The 18,350-nt window shown below is 65.2% G+C and carries 18 protein-coding genes; 13 read left to right on the top strand and 5 right to left on the bottom strand.

The genetic code is table 11. The features are described from left to right. Positions 1-39 precede the first annotated feature (39 nt). The 6 genes from ACE10W_RS37455 (at position 40) to ACE10W_RS37430 (ending at position 6,377) form a co-directional block, all read left to right on the top strand. Entirely contained in the window at positions 40-309 is a 270-nt protein-coding gene (locus ACE10W_RS37455) for a GlsB/YeaQ/YmgE family stress response membrane protein (protein ID WP_011090639.1), read from the top strand. A gap of 253 nt (positions 310-562) precedes the next feature. Then, the gene (locus tag ACE10W_RS37450; RefSeq protein ID WP_304548958.1) at positions 563-2,311 is read left to right on the top strand and encodes a type I secretion system permease/ATPase; all 1,749 of its coding nucleotides are present in this window, start codon (positions 563-565) and stop codon (positions 2,309-2,311) included. 10 nt (positions 2,312-2,321) lie between these two features. Next, complete coding sequence (locus ACE10W_RS37445; RefSeq protein ID WP_028173732.1) at positions 2,322-3,656, top strand: HlyD family type I secretion periplasmic adaptor subunit; 1,335 nt, start codon at positions 2,322-2,324, stop codon at positions 3,654-3,656. Positions 3,657-3,761: 105 nt separating this feature from the next. Further along, complete coding sequence (locus tag ACE10W_RS37440) at positions 3,762-5,231, top strand: AMP nucleosidase (RefSeq protein ID WP_161532379.1); 1,470 nt, start codon at positions 3,762-3,764, stop codon at positions 5,229-5,231. 120 nt (positions 5,232-5,351) lie between these two features. Beyond that, complete coding sequence (locus tag ACE10W_RS37435) at positions 5,352-5,966, top strand: M48 family metallopeptidase (protein ID WP_161532378.1); 615 nt, start codon at positions 5,352-5,354, stop codon at positions 5,964-5,966. Between the two features lie 135 nt (positions 5,967-6,101). Further along, a complete protein-coding gene (locus ACE10W_RS37430) occupies positions 6,102-6,377 on the top strand; it encodes a DUF1488 family protein (protein ID WP_028173735.1) in 276 nt (91 codons plus the stop codon). 187 nt (positions 6,378-6,564) lie between these two features. On the opposite strand, the gene ACE10W_RS37425 is transcribed toward ACE10W_RS37430, so the two are convergent. Continuing rightward, positions 6,565-7,047 carry a CinA family protein gene (locus tag ACE10W_RS37425; protein WP_304548954.1) on the bottom strand — a complete coding sequence of 161 codons (483 nt, stop codon included), beginning with the start codon at positions 7,045-7,047 and terminating at the stop codon, positions 6,565-6,567. Between the two features lie 167 nt (positions 7,048-7,214). On the opposite strand from ACE10W_RS37425, the gene ACE10W_RS37420 reads away from it, so the two are divergent. The 3 genes from ACE10W_RS37420 to ACE10W_RS37410 are packed head-to-tail and all read left to right on the top strand — an operon-like array spanning position 7,215 to position 9,819. Next, positions 7,215-8,273 (top strand): amidohydrolase family protein, encoded by a 1,059-nt coding sequence (locus ACE10W_RS37420; protein WP_304548952.1) that lies wholly within the window; start codon positions 7,215-7,217, stop codon positions 8,271-8,273. Positions 8,274-8,296: 23 nt separating this feature from the next. Continuing rightward, the gene (locus ACE10W_RS37415; protein ID WP_304548950.1) at positions 8,297-9,406 is read left to right on the top strand and encodes an amidohydrolase family protein; all 1,110 of its coding nucleotides are present in this window, start codon (positions 8,297-8,299) and stop codon (positions 9,404-9,406) included. Beyond that, the gene (locus ACE10W_RS37410; protein ID WP_304548949.1) at positions 9,406-9,819 is read left to right on the top strand and encodes a Rieske (2Fe-2S) protein; all 414 of its coding nucleotides are present in this window, start codon (positions 9,406-9,408) and stop codon (positions 9,817-9,819) included. Before ACE10W_RS37415 ends, ACE10W_RS37410 begins: the two co-directional genes overlap by 1 nt. A 115-nt stretch (positions 9,820-9,934) precedes the next feature. On the opposite strand, the gene ACE10W_RS37405 is transcribed toward ACE10W_RS37410, so the two are convergent. Next, positions 9,935-11,266 (bottom strand): MFS transporter, encoded by a 1,332-nt coding sequence (locus ACE10W_RS37405; RefSeq protein WP_304548947.1) that lies wholly within the window; start codon positions 11,264-11,266, stop codon positions 9,935-9,937. Positions 11,267-11,409: 143 nt separating this feature from the next. Beyond that, a complete protein-coding gene (locus ACE10W_RS37400; RefSeq protein WP_011090628.1) occupies positions 11,410-12,309 on the bottom strand; it encodes a transcriptional regulator GcvA in 900 nt (299 codons plus the stop codon). Between the two features lie 110 nt (positions 12,310-12,419). Here ACE10W_RS37400 and ACE10W_RS37395 point away from each other — a divergent pair, with 110 nt between their 5' ends. Continuing rightward, on the top strand, positions 12,420-12,623 hold the full coding sequence (locus tag ACE10W_RS37395; protein WP_027543408.1) for a DUF1127 domain-containing protein: 204 nt from the start codon (positions 12,420-12,422) through the stop codon (positions 12,621-12,623). 68 nt (positions 12,624-12,691) lie between these two features. Next, the gene (locus tag ACE10W_RS37390; RefSeq protein WP_304548942.1) at positions 12,692-13,315 is read left to right on the top strand and encodes a GNAT family N-acetyltransferase; all 624 of its coding nucleotides are present in this window, start codon (positions 12,692-12,694) and stop codon (positions 13,313-13,315) included. A gap of 232 nt (positions 13,316-13,547) precedes the next feature. Here ACE10W_RS37390 and ACE10W_RS37385 read toward each other — a convergent pair whose 3' ends face one another. Together ACE10W_RS37385 and ACE10W_RS37380 are read right to left on the bottom strand one after the other, a co-directional pair. Next, positions 13,548-14,378, bottom strand: a complete 831-nt coding sequence (locus ACE10W_RS37385) for an enoyl-CoA hydratase (RefSeq protein WP_304548940.1) — start codon at positions 14,376-14,378, stop codon at positions 13,548-13,550. A 113-nt stretch (positions 14,379-14,491) separates the two neighbouring features. Beyond that, complete coding sequence (locus ACE10W_RS37380) at positions 14,492-15,193, bottom strand: SDR family oxidoreductase (protein WP_304548938.1); 702 nt, start codon at positions 15,191-15,193, stop codon at positions 14,492-14,494. Positions 15,194-15,427: 234 nt separating this feature from the next. Here ACE10W_RS37380 and ACE10W_RS37375 point away from each other — a divergent pair, with 234 nt between their 5' ends. Together ACE10W_RS37375 and ACE10W_RS37370 are read left to right on the top strand one after the other, a co-directional pair. Then, positions 15,428-17,212 (top strand): acyl-CoA dehydrogenase family protein, encoded by a 1,785-nt coding sequence (locus ACE10W_RS37375; protein WP_028173743.1) that lies wholly within the window; start codon positions 15,428-15,430, stop codon positions 17,210-17,212. 44 nt (positions 17,213-17,256) lie between these two features. Further along, complete coding sequence (locus ACE10W_RS37370; protein WP_011090622.1) at positions 17,257-18,345, top strand: Zn-dependent alcohol dehydrogenase; 1,089 nt, start codon at positions 17,257-17,259, stop codon at positions 18,343-18,345. Positions 18,346-18,350 lie beyond the last annotated feature (5 nt).

Raw genomic sequence — 18,350 nt, 5'->3', positions numbered from 1 at the left:
CCGGTTCCATGGCCCCGTTCACGGAGAGGGACCTCACTTATGTACATTTCCAATGAAGGCCTGCTCGTCATCCTGTTCGTCGGCCTGGTCGCCGGCTGGCTGGCCGGCAAGGTGGTGCGGGGCGCCGGTTTCGGCATCATCGGCGACATCGTGATCGGCATCGCCGGCGCGTTTGTGGCCAGCTTCCTGTTCCCGAAGCTCGGCATTCGTATCGGCACTGGGCTCGTGTCGGAAATCGTCTATTCCGCCATCGGCGCGGTCATCTTGCTGCTCGTGGTGCGGCTGGTCCGCGGCGGCGGCCGGTTCTAGCGGCGCCTTGACCTAACTTTCGACCTCTCCCCGCCCGGGGAGAGGTGAGATGTCTGCAAGAAAAAGCCGCAAGACTGTGAGATTCCGGACTTGCGCGCCAGGCCATCAGGGGGTGATGTGCCCCCACAGGGGATCGGGTTGATTCAGCCGCGTTGGACAAGGGGCGAAAACGCGATGTTAATCCGGGTCAATTACTCCTGAAATTGCCTTTGAAATCAGGGGCTTTGCCCCTTACCCGAAAGAGACCAGACTGATGGCAGCCATGCCTGGCGTTCGCCGTTCAGAGCTTGCTGATGCGCTGCGTGCTTGTCGCACGGCATTCGTCGGCGTTGGCCTGATGAGCTGCATGATCAACCTGCTCTATCTGACCGGGTCGATCTTCATGCTGGAAGTCTACGACCGGGTGCTGCCGAGCCGCAGCATTCCGACGCTGGTCGGCCTGATCATCATCGCCAGCTTCCTCTACGCGGCGCAGGGCGTGCTCGACATGATCCGCAACCGGATCCTGGGGCGGATCGGCACCGCGCTCGACGAGGCCCTGAACAAGCGCGTGTTCGACACCGTCGTGCGCCTGCCGCTGCTGATCGGCAGCCGCAACGAGGGCCTCCAGCCGCTGCGCGACCTCGACAATGTCCGCTCCTTCCTCGGCGGCATGGGACCGAGCGCGTTCTTCGATCTGCCCTGGCTGCCGCTCTATCTCGCCATCTGCTTCGCCTTCCACGTCATGATCGGCGTGACCGCGCTGGTCGGCGCCATCATCCTGGTCGGCCTGACGGTGGTCACCGAGTTCATGTCCCGCCAGCCGGCGAAGGATGCGATGGGGCTTGCGGCCCAGCGCAACGATCTCGCCGCCTCCAGCCGTCGCAATGCCGAAGTGATGGTGTCGATGGGCATGACCAGCCGGATGAACCAGCGCTGGAGCGAGGCCAACGAAAAATATCTCGTCGGCAATCAGCGTGCGAGCGACGTCGCCGGCGGCCTCGGCGCGGTCGCCAAGGTGCTGCGCATGATGCTGCAATCCGCCGTGCTCGCGGTCGGCGCCTATCTCGTCATCCACCAGGAGGCGACCGCCGGCATCATCATCGCGGGCTCGATCCTGTCGGCCCGCGCGCTGGCGCCGGTCGATCTCGCCATCGCGCACTGGAAATCCTTCGTCGCGGCCCGCCAGAGCTGGCAGCGCTTGACACGCCTGCTGGAGCAGATGCCGGCACAGACGATGCCGACCCAGTTGCAGGCGCCCACCAGCCGGCTCTCGGTCGAGGGCGTCGCCATGGTTCCGCCGGGCGATCAGCGCCTCATCGTGCAGGACATCACCTTCGCGCTCGCCGCCGGCAACGGCCTCGGCGTGATCGGGCCGAGCGGCTCCGGCAAATCCTCGCTGATCCGCGCGTTGGTCGGCGTCTGGCAGCCGGTGCGCGGCAAGGTGCGGCTCGACGGCGCGGCGCTCGACCAATGGTCATCCGACATGCTCGGTCGGCACATCGGCTATCTGCCGCAGGACGTGGAACTGTTCGGCGGCACCATCGCGCAGAACATCAGCCGCTTCGACCCCGAGGCTACCTCCGACGGCATCATCGCCGCGGCCAAGGAGGCCGGCGTGCACGAGATGATCATCAAGATGCGCGAGGGCTACAACACGCAGGTCGGCGAGCAGGGTGGCGCGCTGTCCGCAGGCCAGGCGCAGCGCGTCGCGCTGGCGCGCGCGCTCTACGGCAATCCGTTCCTGATCGTGCTCGATGAGCCCAATTCCAATCTCGACACCGAAGGCGACGAGGCGTTGACCCGCGCCATCCGCGCCGCCCGCGAGCGCGGCGCCATCGTCGTCGTGGTGGCGCATCGGCCGATCGGCGTCGAGGCGGTCGACCAGATCCTGGTGCTGCGCGACGGCCGCATGCAGGCCTTCGGCCCGAAGGAGCAGGTGCTCGCCCAGGTGCTCCAGCCGCGCGTGACGCCGCCGGCACCGATCAAGGTCGTCAGTGAGGGCGGAGTGGCCAAGTCATGAGTACAAAGTCATGAGCACGATGGCGATCGGTGGCGGCAAGCCCGCCGCCAAGAAGACCGTGCGGGATTCCATCAAGTTTCACCTGATGCTCGGGCTCGGGATCGTGCTGGTCCTGGTCGTCGGCCTCGGCGGCTGGGCGGCCACTGTGCAGATCTCGGGCGCGCTGATCGCACCGGGCCAGGTCGTGGTCGAATCCAACGTCAAGAAGGTGCAGCACCCGACCGGCGGCGTGGTCGGCGAGCTACGCGCCCGCGACGGCGACGTGGTCAAGGCCGGCGACGTCGTGGTGCGGCTCGACGACACCGTCACCAAGGCGAACCTCGCCATCGTCACCAAGAATCTCGACGCCGCGCTGGCGCGCGCGGCACGGCTCCAGGCCGAGCAGCGCGGTATCGACAGGATCGACTTCCCGCAATCGCTGCTCGATCGCGGCAACGATTACGACGTCAAGACGCTGCTCTCCGCCGAAACCAAGCTGTTCGACGTCCGCGTCAACGGCCGTGCCGGCCAGAAGGCGCAGCTCCGCGAGCGCATCCAGCAGCTCAACGAGGAGATCGAGGGTCTCTCCGCGCAGGAGCGGGCCAAGGACAAGGAAATCTCGCTGGTGCAGCAGGAGCTCACCGGCGTGCGCGATCTCTACGAGAAGCATCTCGTGCAGATCTCGCGCCTGACCACGCTCGAGCGCGACAGCGCTCGCCTCAACGGCGAGCGGGCGCAGTACATCGCCTCGCGGGCGCAGGCCAAGGGCAAGATCACCGAGACCGAGCTTCAGATCATCCAGGTCGACAAGGACATGGTGAGCGAGGTCTCCAAGGATTTGCGCGAGACCAACGACAAGATCGGCGAGCTGATCGAGCGCAAGGTCGCCGCCGAGGACCAGCTCCGCCGCGTCGACATCCGCGCGCCGCAGGACGGCATGGTGCTGCAATCGACCGTGCACACCGTCGGCGGCGTCGTCACCGCCGGTGATGCGCTGATGCTGATCGTGCCGCAGGCCGACGATCTCCAGGTCGAGGCCAAGGTCAATCCGGTCGATATCGACAAGCTCCAGATCGGCCAGAAGACGCTGCTGCGCCTGTCCGCCTTCAACCAGCGCACCACGCCCGAGCTCAACGGCGTCGTCAGCCGCGTCTCGCCCGACGTCACCACCGACCAGCGTACCGGCCAGAGCTACTACACCATCCGCGTCTCGCTGCCGGCCGAAGAGGTCGTCCGGCTCGGCGATTCCAAGCTGATCCCCGGCATGCCCGTGGAAGCCTTCGTCCAGACCGGCGACCGCACCATGCTGTCCTATCTGATGAAGCCGCTGCACGACCAGTTGATGCGGGCCTTCCGGGAGAAGTGACGCGCGACGGCGCGTCACCCCCAACTCGTCATTGCGCTCGCAATGACGGCTTGGCTGCGTCTTGCTATAGTTCGACTCAAGCCCCACGAACCCGGCGTTCGAACCATGCAATCCCCGCCCTCCATCGCCACCGAATCCTTCTCCGACGCGTCCGCGGCCGTCGCACGGCTCGAAGAGATATACGAACGCAATACGAAATTCCTGCGCGACCGGCTCGAGGCCTATGTCGGCGGCGAAGCGATCACGACGCGGGCGCGGGCCTACTACCCCTTCGTCCGCCTCACCACCGCGACATATGCGCGGCTGGATTCGCGTCTCTCCTACGGCTTCGTCGCCGGCCCCGGTGTGCACGAGACCAGCGTGACGCGACCGGATCTGTTCCGCAGCTATCTCACTGAGCAGATCGGCCTGTTGATCCAGAACCACGGCGTACCGGTCGAGATCGGCGAGTCGGCGGAGCCGATCCCGATCCACTTCGCCTATCGCCGCGACATCAACATCGAAGCCGCCATCACCACCGGCGAGAATTCCCTTGTGACGCGATCGCTGCGCGACGCGTTCGACGTGCCCGATCTCGCCACCATGGACGATTCGATTGCGGACGGCACCTTCGAGCTCCAGCCCGGCGCGCCGGAGCCGCTGTCCCTGTTTCGGGCCGCCCGGGTCGATTACTCGCTGCGCCGGCTCTATCACTACACCGGCACCGATCCCGAGCACTTCCAGAACTTCGTGATCTTCACCAACTACCAGTTCTATGTCGATGCCTTCGCGCAGCTCTGCCAGCAGCGGCTTCAGTCCGGCGAGGCCGGCCTCGACGCCTTCGTCGCGCCCGGCAACGTGATCACGCGGAGCGGGGGCGCGACGAGCGGGGACGCGCCGACACGCATGCCGCAGATGCCGGCCTTCCATCTGGTCGAGCCCGGCTATCGCGGCATCAGCCTGATCAACATCGGCACCGGCCCGTCCAATGCGCGCAACGTCACCGACCACGTCGCGGTGCTGCGCCCGCACGCCTGGCTGATGCTCGGCCATTGCGCGGGCCTGCGCAACACGCAGCGGCTCGGCGACTATGTCCTCGCCCATGGTTACGTGCGCGAGGACCATGTGCTCGACCGCGAGCTGCCGCTCTGGGTGCCGATCCCGGCGCTCGCCGAGATGCAGGTCGCGCTCGAGGAGGCGGTCGAGGACGTCACGGGCCTCGAAGGCTTCGAGCTCAAGCGCCTGATGCGCACCGGCACGGTCGCGAGCGTCGACAACCGCAACTGGGAGATCTCAGGCCCTGAGATGATCCGCCGCCTGTCGCAATCGCGCGCGGTCGCACTCGACATGGAATCGGCCGCGATCGCCGCCAACGGCTATCGCTTCCGCGTCCCCTACGGCACGCTGCTCTGCGTGTCCGACAAGCCGCTGCACGGCGAGATCAAGCTCGCGGGCATGGCCAGCGAATTCTACCGCCGCCGCGTCGGCCAGCATCTCGAGATCGGCCTGAAGGCGCTGGAGCGGCTCAAGCAGCAGGAGTCGGAGCGCCTGCATTCTCGAAAGCTGAGAAGCTTTGCCGAAGTGGCATTCCAGTAAAGGACAACAGAACTGTCGTACGAACGCTGACGTCTCCGTGAACACAGCACCTGGAATATCGCTGCCGAGGCAGGGTTATCAATTCGTCCGGGGCCGCTTGAAGCAGGACAGGAGACGGAGATGTTCACTGGGATGATCAGGCTCGTCACACTCGGCACATTTGCTGCAGCCCTGTTGAGTTCGCCGGCGCTCGCCGCGGGCGGGGGCGGCGGCGGTGGAGGCGGCGGCAGCATCAGTTCTACCGATCCCTACGCCGGCGCCTATTCGGATCAGAAGCCGCAGCCAACCTATCCGAAGCGGCCGGGCACCAAGGCGACCCAGAAGGGCAAGAAGCAAGGCAACCAGTCCAGCATAGGGGATCCCGCTTTCGCTGCCGGTTACCGCGTGGCCTATGACACCATCTACGAGCGTAACGACTATGCGACCGCGATCGCGCAGTTGAAGTCGCTCGGCCATGACGACCATCCGAACGTCGCCAACCTCATCGGCTACTCCTACCGCAAGCTCGGCGACTACGAGCAGTCGCAGGTCTGGTACGAGCGCGCCTTGCGGGCAGATCCGAACCACGTGCTGACGTGGCAATATTACGGACTGTGGCAGCTCGAGCGGGGCAACCGCGAGCAGGCGCTCTATCACCTCGGCCGGATCGCATCCATCTGCGGGACGGATTGCGATGAGTACAGATCGCTGGCCGCGGCACTGGACAAGCCGTCCGGTACGGCGCTCGTCTACTGACGCCGGAGCGTGGCCGACTGACGGGAGCGCGCTGTTGAAGAGCGTCGTATGACGGCCATGCACTCTGGCGCAGGTGGTGACAACGCGTCAGATTTTCAGCATTGTCCCGTTCGGGGGCGCGAACGGGACAATTGGATGCCGCTGACGCGCGACAGGATTATCGGCCACGACCTCGAACGTCTGGCCTTTCGCTTCACCATGCTGAACGATGGCGAGGTCGTGCACTGCCAGATCTCCGACGCCGCGATGGACGAACTTGCAGGCATGCAGGGCACCGAGAGCAGCGCGCGGCAGGCGCAATTCCTGTCCCTGCGCGAGACCATCGAACGGATCGCATCGGACCTTTACGACGAAGCGCCGCGGTTCAAGGGGTATGTGGTGCGGATCTTCATGCGGCATTTAGGGCGGTAGGCACCGTGCCTCCCCAACGTCGTCCTGGCGAAGGCCAGGACCCATTACCACCATCGAATGTTGTTGGAAGAAGCTGCGGCCCCGCCGACCGCAACAATTTCCATTTGGGGTTATGGGTCCTGGCTTTCGCCTGGACGACACGAGATGTAAGACGGCGCCGCTCTCTCGTCCGCAAACGACGATGCGGCTATTCCGATAGCTTCCTCAGCAGCAGCTTCAGCGCCGTCGTCGCAAACACTTGCATATTCGCAAGCCGGTCATTGCCGCCCGTCTCCAGCGTGATCACTTCCGCCGCCGGCCCCGCGACCGCCATGCAGCTATGGCCGGCGGCGTCGCCGTAGCGGTTGCCGGTGGGGCCGGCTGCGCCGGTTTCGGACAGGCCCCAGTCGCAATTGAAGCGGCTGCGCATCTGCTCGGCCAACAGCTTTGCATATGGCTCCGACGAGGAGCGGAAGCCCTTCATTCCTTCGTCCGAAATATCTATCATCACGCGCCTGGCATCGCGGGTGTAGACCACCGCGCCACCGAGGAAATAGGCGGATGCACCGGGCACCGCGAGCAGGCCGGCCGAAATCAGGCCGCCGGTCGAGGATTCCGCGACCGCAATGGTCTGTTTGCGCGCGATCAGTTTCGCCGCAACCTGTTCAGCAATGCCGACGAGCTCTTTCATCCCTTTGACCTCTCATTCCCTCGCAACCGAGCTCAGCCTTCCTAGCATAAGCTGGCTGCCTTGGCCGAGTTGCGGGCGACGGTCAGGCCTGCTTGAATGGCGCACACAAGGCGGAGCGGCCAAGCCGACCGCGAGAAGACGTGACGAGGAAACGTGAAGGAGACGTGATGGCGTCCCTGATCGCCGGCGGGGTGGATTGCGACGTGCATCCGGCCGTGCCGCATCTGACCAGCCTGCTGCCGTACCTGAACGACTATTGGCGCGATCAGGTGACGACGCGCGGCATGATGGACCTCGTTTCGCAATCCTACCCGCAGAACTCGCCGATCGTGGCGCGCCCCGATTGGCGTCCCGAGAGCGGCAAGCCGGGCGCGAGCCTGGAAGACATGCAGCGCCATGTGCTCGATCCTTTTCAGGTCAGCCATGCCATCTGCAATCCGCTCTACGCCGTGCAGATGGTGTGTTCCGAGGACATGCAGGCCGCCTTCTGCCGTGCGCTGAACGACTGGCTGGTGAAGGAATGGCTCGATCGTGACAAGCGGCTGCGCGGCTCGATCGTGATCCCCACGCAAAGCGTCGAGAAGGCCGTCGCCGAGATCGAACGCTGCGCGCACGACCGCCGTTTCGTACAGGTGTTGATGCTGGTGATGGGCGACGTGCCGCTCGGCAAGCGCGCGCTGTGGCCGATCTACGAGGCCGCGGAGCGGCTGGACCTCGCGGTCGGCATTCATGCCGGTTCCGCCTATCACAATCCGCCGACCGCGGTGGGCTGGGGTTCCTATCACATCGAGGATTATGTCGGTCAGGCCCAGGCGTTCCAGACCCAGCTCACCAGCGTGATCGTCGAGGGCGTGTTCGCCAAATATCCGCGGCTGAAAATGGTGATGCTGGAGTCCGGCGTGTCCTGGATCTCCCCCTTTCTCTGGCGGCTTCACAAATTCTGGCGCGGGGTGCGGATGGAGACGCCCTGGGTCGATCGCGCGCCGCTGGAACTTGTGCGCAGCAACATCCGCTTCTCGTTACAGCCATTTGATGCGCCGCCGGAACCCGAGACATTAATTCGCCTGTTTGATCATATGCAGTCGGATGAATTGGTCCTATTCTCCACGGACTATCCACACTGGCAGTTCGACGGCCAGGACGCGCTCCCCCAGGGCCTCACCCCCGATCTCGTGCGCAAGATCATGATCGACAATCCGCATGCGACCTATCCCCGCCTGACTTAGCCGCTGCAAAAGGAGGCAAGGCGATGAATATTCAATTCCGCGAGAGCACTGAAGCCGCTTCCCCCCTGACGACCAAGACCGCGATCGCGGATTGTGACATCCATCCGGCCCGCGCGACCCGCACCGAGCTCTATCCCTATCTCGCCAAACGCTGGCAGCATCATCTCGAAGTCTACGGCGTGCACGCCTATCAGGGCATGATGGAAGGCCCGCCCTATCCGAAGGCCCGGCCCAACGCCTCGCGCCGCGACGCCTATCCGCCGGAAGGCGGGCCGCAGGGCTCCTCGCTCTCCTTCATGCAGAAGCAGCTGCTCGACCCCAACAATGTGCAGCTGGGCGTGCTCAATCCGCTCAATGCCGGGCAGGGCATCCGCAATCACGAGCTCTCGGCCGCTTTGTGCTCGGCGATCAACGACTGGCAGATCGACAAATGGACCAGCAAGGACAAACGGCTGAAAGCGTCCATCGTCGTCGGCAATGAGGACGGGCTGTCGGCGGCCGCCGAAATCCGCGAGCGCGCCGGCGACAAGAATTTCGTTCAGGTGCTGCTGCTCAGCCGCAACGTCGAGCCGCTCGGCCAGCGCCGCTACTGGCCGATCTATCAGGCCGCGGAAGAGGCTGGCCTTCCCGTCGGCGTCCACGCCTTCGGCTTCGGCGGCAACCCGATCACGCCGTCGGGCTGGCCTTCCTATTACATCGAGGAGATGGTGGGACATTCGCAGTGCCAGCAATCGACGCTGGCCAGCCTCGTGCTTGAAGGCGTGTTCGAACGCTTCCCGAAGCTCAAGATGGTGATGATCGAGGCCGGCTTCGGCTGGGCGCCGTCGCTTGCGTGGCGATTGGACAAGGCCTGGCAGCGGCTCAGGAGCGAAGTGCCGCATGTGAAGCGTCCGCCGTCGGAATATATCCGCGAGCAGGTGTGGTGGACGACGCAGCCGATGGAGGATCCGGAGCGGCGCGAGGATCTGTTCGACGTCATCAAGTGGATCGGCTGGGACCGCCTGCTGTTCGCGACCGATTATCCGCACTGGGACTACGACGAACCGTCGCGCGTCTTGCCGGCGGGCGTCAGCGATACCAACCGCGAGGCGTTTTATCTCGGCAATGCGCGCAAGCTGTACGGAATCAATTGATGGCGCGTCACGTGATTGCGCCGGTCGATGAGTTGCCACCCGGCACGCGAAAATTCCTGGAGATCGAGGGACGGCCGATCGCGGTCTTCAACATCAAGGGCGAATATTTCGGCCTGATGAACCGCTGCCCGCATCAGGGCGCGGCGCTGTGCGAGGGGCCGCTGATCGGGCTCGCGCAATCGAGCGACCCCGGCGAGATCGAATACACCAGGCTTGGCGAGATCATCCGCTGTCCCTGGCACGGCTGGGAGTTCGACATCCGCACCGGCCAGTCCTATTGCGACCCCCGCCGCTTCCGCGTGAAAGCCTATCCGGCCCATGTCGAGCCGGGCGTGAGCGTCGTGAAGGGGCCGTATGTCGCCGAGACGATCCCGGTGAAGGTCGAGAGCGACTACGTGGTGGTGGAGCTGTAGCCCCACTGTCATTCCGGGACAGCCCGCAGGGCTGAACCCGGAATCCATCGTGCGTCTGGAATGCTGGGAGAAATGGATTCCGGGCTCGCCTCTTCGAGGCGCCCCGGAATGACCGTCAACGCCCCGCAACCGGCTCCGCCACCGCATCATATGTCGGCACCGCCTTGCCGCCGCCGCGATACACGGTCGAGGCCGCGATGATGCCGAGCAGGGCGGCGAACATCAGCCAGAAGCCGGGCGAGGCCTTGTCGCCGGTCCGCTCGATCAGCCAGGTCGAGGCGAACGGCGTGAAGGTGCCGAACAGCGCGGCTGCGAGCGCGAAGGCGAGCGAGAAGCAGGTGGTGCGGACATGCGCCGGCACGATCTCGACGAGGGCGCCGAGCATGGTGCCGCTGTAGACGCCGAAATAGAACGAGAACATCATCTCGACCGCGAGCAGCTTGCCGAAGGTCGGCGCCGCCACCAGCCAGTGCAGCGCGGGGTAGGCGGTGACGAGCGACAGGCAGGCGATGGTGATCAGCACCGGCTTGCGGCCGATGCGGTCGGACAGCGCGCCGCCGACCGGATTCCAGAAGAAGTTCGTTACGGCGACCAGCAGCGTCACGAGCAGCGCGTCCTGCGTCGACAGCTTCAGCACGGTCTTGCCGAACGTCGGCGTGTACACGGTGACGAAGTAGAACGTCGTCGTGGTCAGGATCGCGATCATCATGCCGAGGATGACAATGCGCCAGTTGGCGAGCGCGGAGGCGAACACCTCGCTCGCCGTCGGATGCTTCTTCATGGCGAGGAAGGCCGGCGTTTCCTCGAGCGTGCGCCGCAGGAAGAAGATCAGGGGAATGATCAGGCAGCCGACGAAGAAGGGAATGCGCCAACCCCAGGCGGCCACCGTGTCGGCCGGCATCACCTCGGAGAGAAGATAGCCGAGGATCGAGGCCACGAAGATCGCGACCTGCTGGCTCGACGACTGGAACGAGGTGTAGAAGCCGCGGTTGCCGGGTGTCGAGATCTCGGCGAGATAGACCGACACGCCGCCGAGCTCGACGCCGGCGGAGAAGCCCTGCAGCAGGCGGCCGATCAGCACGATGACGGGCGCTGCGATGCCGATGGTCGCGTAGCTCGGGCAGAACGCGATCACGACGGTGCCGATGGCCATGATGCCGAGCGTGACGATCAGGCCCTGGCGGCGGCCGATGCGGTCGATGTAGGCCCCGAGCACGATCGCACCGACGGGCCGCATCAGGGCGCCGAGCCAGAACACGCCGAAGGTGTTGAGCAGCGAGGCCGTCTCGTTGGTGGAGGGGAAGAACGCCTTGCCGATGGCGGCGGCATAGAAGCCGAACAGGAAGAAGTCGAACTGCTCGAGGAAATTGCCGGATGTGGCGCGCAGGATCGCGCCGATGCGCGACTTGATCTCGGGCGGATTGGTTGAGGCGGCTGGTCCAGCCATGACGTTACTCCCCTTCAAGTGTGGCCGGACCGGAACTCACTTCTCGGCAGGCGACAGGTTGTGCTGCTGCGACAATCTGTCCTACCCCTTCCCGCGCAGGGCGCGGCGAGTCAATCGGTTTTCCAGAGGAAGCTGATGATTTTTCAGGCTTTATTTTGCGTTGCAGCGACGATCCATTGACGGAACGCGGCGAGCTTTGGCGCCTCGCGGCGGCCCTCCGGCGCGACCAGGTAGAAACCGGCATCGGCCGGCAGCGCGATCTTGAAGGGGACGACGAGCCGGCCCTTGGCGATGTCGTCCTGAACGTAGGACGTCCGCCCCATCGCCACGCCGATGCCGTCGATCGCGGCCTGGATGGTCATGAAGATCATGTCGAAGGTGATGCCGGGCTGCTTGGCGATATCGGCCGGCAGGCCTGCCGCCGTCAGCCACAGCCGCCAGTCGTCGCTGTTGGCGTTGGAGGTGTGCAGCAGCGGATGATTTCGCAGATCCTCCGGACGCTGCAGCGGCTTGTCACCGCGCAGCAGTGACGGACTGCACACCGGAAACAGCTCGTCCGCCATCAGCCAGTCGGCACGCAGGCCCGGCCACTGGCCGCGGCCGTAGCGGATTGCGGCATCGACATCGTCGCGCTGGAAGTCGACGAGGCTGGTCGACGTGGTGATGCGGACGTCGATGCCGGGATGCTGCTCCTGGAAATCCGTCAGCCGCGGCAGCAGCCATTTTGCGGCAAGCGAGGCCAGCGTCGAGAGCGTCAGCACCTTGTCGTCGTCCCTGCGCAGCAGGCGGTCGGTGGCGAGGCGGAGGTCGTTGAAGGCGGCGCGGACGCCCGGCAGATAGTCGCGCGCTTCCGGCGTCAGCGCCAGCGCGCGGTTCTGCCGGATGAACAGGCGGATGCCGAGCTCCTCCTCCAATCGCCGGATCTGATGGCTGATCGCGGTCTGCGTCACGTTCAGCTCGCTCGCCGCCAGCGTGAAGCTGAGATGGCGCGCGGCGGCCTCGAACGCCCGCAATCCGTTCAGGGAGGGCAATCTGGCAGTCATCTGGCAGCAGAATGCATGACTTTATTTCATGCGAAGAGGTACAAATTGTCGTTTGTCGCAGTGCGATCGAGCGCAGATATTAGCGCTCAACTTAGCTCCAGGAGCTGAAAATGTCTACCTTGACCCAGAATTCGATGACAAATCATCATGCGCCCGGCCTGATCCAGCAGATCGGCGAGACGCTTCATGTCTGGCACGAGCGCTACCGGACTCGCCGCGAGCTGACCAATTGGACGGCCCGCGACCTCCACGACGTCGGCCTGTCCTGGTCCGACATCGCCTATGAGGCCGACAAACCCTTCTGGCGGGCCTGATTGGCCGCCAGGCCGGCGCCGCCTGATTACAGGGGCGCCGGCGGTCCCTCTTTCTCAGGGCATGTGTCATGAGCACTCTTCGCCTGGAAGATCTGAAGCAATATTCGGACGCCCTGCGCACCCGGCAGGGCGAGGCGATCAACGTTCGCTTCGTCGAGCCGCGCGACACCGAGGAGCTTCAGCACTATTTCCGCTCGCTCTCGACCCGCTCCCGCTACAACCGTTTCTTCGGCGCGATCAGCGAATTGCCGAAGGGCCTGCTGCACGACTTCCTCCAGGTCGGCGAGCGCGAGCGCTTCACCGTCGTCGCGACCAAGATGGTCGACGGCTTCGAGACCATCGTCGCCGAGGCGCGCTACGCGCTGCATGCGGAAACCGCGACGCTCGAGTTCGGCCTGTCGGTCGACGATCGCTGGCAGGGCCACGGCATCGCCACTGCGCTCATGAAAAATCTTGAGTGCCGCGCCGCCGCGCTCGGCGCCGAGCACATGTTCGGCGATACGCTGCGCTCCAACGAGACCATGATCTCGCTTGCGCGCAAGTCCGGCTTCGTCTTCGTCAATCACCCCGATGACTGGAAGCTGGTGCGCTTCGACAAGGAGATCGCGGTCGCACCGAAGGACATTCCCTGCGCGAGCTGGCGTCTCGCCGCCCTTTCCCGTCAGGCCGACAGCCCCTCAGCCTCGGCCTGACACCACTGCAAGCCCGGCCCGGGTCAACCTGAGCCGGGCATTTTTTTGCCTTAAGCAGTCGTCGTCGCGTAGATATTCCCAAGCCGTCATTCCGGGGCGCGTAGCGCGAACCCGAAATCCATTTCACCGCGTGTCTCGCGGCCCAATGGATTCCGGGCTCGATGCTGCGCATCGCCCCGGAATGACGGCTCGTTGCACCATCCAGGTTCGATTCCTGACTGTGAAGGGCCTGTTACTTCCCCGTGAACACCGCCTTGCGCTTCTCGATGAAGGCCTGCACCGCTTCCTTGTGATCGGCGGTCGCGGTGAGGCGGATCAGTCGTTCGGCCTCGTGGTCGCGGGCGGTCTCGAAATCGAACTGGATGGCTTCGTCGAGATTGTCCTTCATGTAGCGCAGCGCGAGGCGCGGGCCTTCGGCGAGCGACTTTGCCAGCGCGAAGGCTTCGGCTTGTAGCTTGTCGTCAGGCACGACGCGGTTGACGAGGCCGATGGCCTCACAACGCGCGGCATCGACCCTGTCGCCGGTGAACATCAGCTCGCGCGCCCGGGCGGTGCCGACGAGGCGGGTGAGCAGCCAGGCGATGCCGTAATCGCCACTGAGTGCGATGCGGGCATAGCCGGTGGCGACGAAGGCGGATTGCGCGGCGATGCGGATGTCGCAGGCCATGGCGATCGCAAGCCCTGCGCCGACCGCGGGACCGGGGAGCGCGGCGATCGTCGGCTTGCGCACCGAGACCAGCGCGCCGGTGAGCAGCCGCTGCCGCTCCTGGAGATCGGCGACCCGATCTTCCAGCGACATCTCCAGCTTCTTCGGATCGCGATGCGCGCCCATGCCCTTGACGTTGCCGCCGGCGCAGAACGCTTCGCCCGCGCCGGTGATCAGCAGCGCGCCGACATCGGGGCTCTCGCCGCAGGTGCGGATCATCGTCCGCAGCGCCGGCGTCAGCGTGTCCGACAGCGAATTGCGCGCCTCCGGCCGGTTCAGCGTGATCACCGCGACGCGGTCGCGGATGACGCAGAGGAGTTCGCTGGTGCCGGTATCGACGGTGGTGTCCGTGGTCATGATTCCCGCCCTTGTAGGGTGGGCAAAGCGAAGCGTGCCCACCATTTGCTTTATCGTCATTGATGGTGGGCACGGCGCCAACGCGCCTTTGCCCACCCTACGGCAGTCGCGCCTCAAAACTTCTCCACCCACGGCCGCAGCTCCAGCTCCCAGCTCCAGGCGCTGCGCGGCTGCTGCAGCACGTTCCAGTAGCTCTGTGCGATCGCGTCGGGATCGAGCATGGAATCCGGATTGTCGGCTGTTTCCGTCCGCGCCGCGCTCCTGATGCCGCCGTCGATCACGAAATGCGCGACATGGATGCCTTGCGGCGACAGCTCGCGCGCCAGGCTCTGGGCGAGCCCGCGCAGCGCGAACTTGCCCATCGCGAAGGAAGCGGATTGCGCATAGCCCTTGACGCTGGCCGAGGCGCCGGTGAACAGGATCGCGCCGTGCTTGTTCGGCAGCATGCGCTTGGCCGCCTGCTGCGCCACCAGGAAGCCGCCATAGGCGCTGATCGCGATCGCCTGCGCGACATCGGCCGGAACGAGATCGACGAACGGCCCGCGCGTGCGGCCGCTGGCATTGTAGACGACGAGGTCGGGCGTGCCGATCTCGCGCTCGACGAGGCCGAACAGGCGCTCGACCTCATCCGGCTCGGTGGCGTTGCAGGCATAGGCTTTGGCGCCGGTCTCGGTGCAGAGCGCGCCCAGCTTCTCGATCTTCCGCGCGGCAAGCGCCACGCGAATGCCTTGTGTGGACAGCAGCCGCGCCAGCGAGGCGCTCAAGCCTTCGCCGGCGCCGACGATGAGCGCGATCTTGTATTTCGGATGTTCCATGGCGTGATCTCTCAGAGACGGGAAGCCGCTGATCTATGCATCCGCCACCCGGACAACCAGCCGGGGTGCAGGCCCGGTCGGTCATAATTCCGCAGAGCGAATTGCTCCTTCACGGCGATCATGCCTCCCTGACAATTTGCGGCTTTATCCGCATCCGCGGCTGGAGCATGATCGACATCATCCAAAGCGGCAAGCGCTAAGAATTGCCGTCGGGCGGAAACGAAGAGGACGATCATGCACAAGCCGGTCACAGCGCAGCCGAAAAATGCCGCGGCCGCACCATCCGGCCTGCTGGCGCCCGATACGTCAGGCATGAATTTCTACCGCGCCGATCAGGCGCTGACGGATCTCTTGCGCATCCATCTGCCGGAGACGCTGTTCCGTCACATCGAGCCGCATCTCGATCGCCTCGGCGAGCTCGCCGGCGGCACCCTCGACGAATGTGCGCGGCTGGCCGACCGCCACACGCCGGTGCTGCACCAGCGCGACAAGTTCGGCCGCGACGTGCAGTGGATCGAATACCACCCGGCCTATCGCGAGCTGGAGAAGGCGGCGTTCGGCGAGTTCGGCATCCACGCGCTGTCGATCCGCAAGGGCATCATGGGCTGGCCGGACAAATATCCTGTGGTGGCCAAGCACGCCTTCACCTTCCTGTTCAACCAGACCGAATTCGGCATGGGCTGCCCGATCAACGTCACGGACGGCTGCGCCAAACTCCTGGCGAATTTCGGCAGCGAGGCGCTGAAGGCAAAATATCTCGATGGTCTCACCCAGACCGACATGACCAAGCTGACCCAGGGCGGCCAGTTCATGACCGAGAAGGAGGGCGGCTCCGACGTCGGCACGCTCACGACGCGCGCCGTGCAGGAGGGCGATCATTGGCGCCTGTACGGCGAAAAATGGTTCTGCTCGAACGCCGATGCGAAAGTCGTGATGCTGCTGGCGCGCCCCGAAGGCGCCGGCCCCGGCACCCGCGGCGTCGGCCTGTTCCTGATGCCGCGCTTCCTCGACGACGGGTCGCAGAACCACTACCGGATCGTGCGTCTGAAGGACAAGCTCGGCACGCGCTCGATGGCCTCGGGCGAGATCAAGCTCGAAGGCGCGATCGCCTACGCGGTTGGCAAGCTCGACCGCGGCTTCGTGCAGATGGCCGAGATGGTGAACTCGTCGCGGCTCTCCAACGGCGTGAAATCCACCGCGCTGATGCGCCGCGCCTACCATGACGCCATGACGGTCGCGAAGAACCGCGTGGTGTTCGGCAGCCGCATCATCGACCTGCCGCTCGGCCGGCGGCAGATGCTGAAGATCATGCTGCCGGTCGAGCAGGCGCTGTCGATGAGCTTCCTCACGGCGGACGCGCTCGACCGCGCCGAGGCCGGCAGCCAGGACGCGGCGGCGCTGCTGCGCATCCTCACCCCGACATTGAAATTCCGCGCCACGCGCGATGCACGAAAAGTCTGCGGCGATGCGCTCGAGATGCGCGGCGGCATCGGCTATATCGAGGAATTCGCCACCGCACGGCTGCTGCGCGACGCCCATCTCGGCTCGGTCTGGGAAGGCACCGGCAATATCGTCGCGATCGATGCGCTGAGGCGCGCGGTCGGTCGCCATGGCGCGGAATCCGCGCTGGCCGCGGATCTGCACGCCCGGCTCGATGACAGCGCCTCGGTGCCGCAGGCCTGGCGCGACCGTTTGCACACGCTCACCGATCGCGCGGTCGGCTTCGCGCGCGAGGTTGCGGGCAAGGCCGAGAACGAGGCCGACGCGCGCCGCGCGACGAGCCTGCTCTATCATGTCGCCAGCGCCGTCGCGCTCGCCTGGGAGGCGCATCGCATCCACGCCATGCGCGGCGATGCGCGCCGGTTGCTGCTGTCGCGGCTCGTGATCGATCACCGGGTCTCGCCAAGCGATCCGTTCCGGCTGACGGAAAATGCCACGCAAGCGAAGATCGCCGCGCTGCTGCTCGGCGAGCGCGATGCCGGCATGAGCGAGGTTGGCGAACTGGTTCTGGCAGCGTAGGCTGCGCCCGCGTTCAAAGCAAAAAAAGCGACAGGGAGTGCTCGATGAAGGCCGCCGTCCTCTATGAAGTCAACAAGCCTCTGGTCATCGAGGACGTCAGCCTGCCGAAGCCCGGCCCGCGCGAGGTCCTGATCCGCACATCGGTCGCCGGCCTCTGCCACTCCGACCTGCACTTCATGGAAGGGCTGTATCCGCATCCGCTGCCCGCGGTGCTCGGGCATGAATCCGCCGGCGTGGTCGAGCAGGTCGGCTCCGACGTCACCTATGTGAAGCCGGGCGATCACGTCGTCACCTGCCTGTCCGTGTTCTGCGGCACCTGCGACAATTGCACCACGGGCCGCACGGTGCTCTGCACCGACACCACGGTGAAGCTGCTGCCGGGCGTCTCCGACCGCATGCAATGGTCTCGCTCCGAAAAGCTGCACCAGTTCCTCAACCTCTCGTCCTTCGCCGAGCAGATGCTGGTGCACGAGAACGCGATCGTCAAAATCAGGAAGGAGATGCCGCTCGATCTCGCCGCGCTGATCGGCTGCGGCGTCATCACCGGTTATGGTGCAGTGGTGAATACGGCGAAGGTGACGGCGGGCGAAACAGTCGCGGTGATCGGCTGCGGCGGCGTCGGCATGGCCGCGATCAACGGCGCGCAGATCGCCGGCGCCGGCCGCATCATTGCCATCGACACCAATCCCGCAAAACTCCAGCTCGCGACCAAGCTGGGTGCCACCGACATCATCAACCCCGCCGACGGCGACGTGGTGAAGCAGGTGCGCGATCTCACCAATGGCGGCGTGCATCACTCCTTCGAGGTGCTCGGCCGCAAGGAGACCGCGGAGCAGGCCTTCGCCATGCTCGCCTCCGGCGGCACCGCCACCATCGTCGGCATGATCCCGTTCGGCCAGAAGATCGAGCTGCACGGTTTCGACTTCCTGCGCGAACGCAAGATCCAGGGCTCGTCCATGGGCTCCAACCATTTCCGCGTCGACATGCCGCGCCTGGTCGACTTCTATCTGCGAGGGCGGCTGCACCTGGAGGACTGGATCTCCGCCAAGCTGAAGCTGTCTGAGATCAACGAGGGCTTTGCCAACATGAAGGCCGGCAAGACGCTGCGGAGCGTGATCGTATTTGATAGTTGATCCAC

It is taken from the genome of Bradyrhizobium sp. B025 (assembly GCF_042257955.1).
GTDB lineage: Bacteria > Pseudomonadota > Alphaproteobacteria > Rhizobiales > Xanthobacteraceae > Bradyrhizobium > Bradyrhizobium diazoefficiens.
This window is presented reverse-complemented; position numbering and strand designations above follow the sequence as displayed.